Raw genomic sequence first — 1,582 nt, forward strand, 5'->3', positions numbered from 1 at the left:
CGCCGCGCGGGCACGTCACCCTTTCAGCGCCACATCGAACGGCGCCCCGGTCTTCGCGCGGATATCCTCCACGCTCGCGTCGCCGAGCAGCTCCGTCAGCACCAGGCCGCCGCCGTCCTTCACCTCGAACACCGCCAGCTCCGTGATGATCAGATTCACCACGCCCATGCCCGTGATCGGCAGCGTGCATTCCTTCAGGATCTTCGGGCTGCCGTCTTTTGACGTGTGCTCCATCACCGCCACCACGCGCTTCACGCCCGCCACCAGATCCATCGCGCCGCCCGGGCCCTTCACCATCTTGCCCGGGATCATCCAGTTCGCGATGTCGCCGCTGTCCGTCACCTCGAATGCCCCCAGAATCGCCAGATCAATATGCCCGCCGCGGATCATCCCGAACGAATCCGCGCTCGAGAAAAACGCCGAGCCCGGCATCGTCGTGATCGTCTGTTTGCCCGCGTTGATCAGGTCCGCATCCTCCTCGCCCGGATTCGGGAACGGCCCGATGCCCAGCAAGCCGTTCTCCGATTGCAGCGTCACATTCATCCCGGCCGGGATGTAGTTCGCCACCAGCGTCGGGATGCCGATGCCGAGATTCACGTAGTAGCCCTCGCGCAGCTCCTGCGCCGCGCGTTTCGCGAGCAGATCGCGCACACCGCCGCCCGACTTCGCCACCACCGCGCCCTGCACCGTGCGGAATTCGATCCGCTTCTCGTAGCTCGCGCCCTGCATGATGCGGTCCACGTAGATGCCCGGCGTGTGGATCCCGTCCGGGTCCAGCTCGCCCACCTCCACCAGCTCCTCCACCTCCGCCACGCACACGGTCCCGCAGGTCGCGATCATCGGGTTAAAATTCCGAGACGTCTTGCGATAGACCAGGTTCCCGGACTTATCGCCCTTCCAGGCCTTCACCAGCGACACATCGGCCCGGATCCCCGGCTCCAGCACGTATTCCTTGCCCTCAAACGCCTTCGTCTCCTTGCCCTCCGTCAGCTTCGTGCCGAACCCCGTCCGCGTGTAGAACCCCGGGATCCCCGCGCCCCCCGCGCGTAACCGCTCCGCCAGCGTCCCCTGCGGGATCAGCTCCAGGTCGAGCTCGCCGCTCAGCACCTGCCGCTCAAATTCCTTGTTCTCGCCCACGTAGGAAGCCATCACCTTGCGCACCTGCCGCGTCCCGAGCAGCACGCCCATGCCGAAGCCATCCACGCCGGCGTTGTTGCCCACGATCGTGAGCCCTTTGACGCCGCTATCGCGCAGCGCGGCGATGAGATTTTCCGGGATCCCGCACAACCCGAAGCCGCCCGCCGCGATCGTCATGTTGTCGTGGAGGAGGCCGTCGAGGGCCGCGGTGGGATCGGAGTAAACTTTGCTCATGTGGGGCGAAATCTAATCACGGATGACGTGGTTCAGCACGGATGAATTCCTGATGCTACTGTCCAGATCGACTCTCCATCTGGTGAACGCGCTCGTGTTGCCCAAATCGCCTCTGACCGTGCGAGTGGAGCTTTATCTAATCACGTCGCCAGACCGCACAGGATTGAGCTCGAGCCACGAGAGTATTTGATCGGGCCGTTCGAGCATCGCT

At 64.4% G+C, this 1,582-nt stretch carries 1 protein-coding gene; it reads right to left on the bottom strand.

Annotated elements, in window-relative coordinates; genetic code table 11:
* Positions 1-15: 15 nt before the first annotated feature.
* Positions 16-1,371: a 3-oxoacid CoA-transferase subunit B gene (locus tag VF584_02310; protein ID HEX8208992.1), complete on the bottom strand. Its 1,356-nt coding sequence runs from the start codon at positions 1,369-1,371 to the stop codon at positions 16-18.
* Between the last annotated feature and the right edge of the window lie 211 nt (positions 1,372-1,582).

The organism is Longimicrobium sp. (assembly GCA_036389135.1).
Classification (GTDB): Bacteria; Gemmatimonadota; Gemmatimonadetes; order Longimicrobiales; family Longimicrobiaceae; genus Longimicrobium.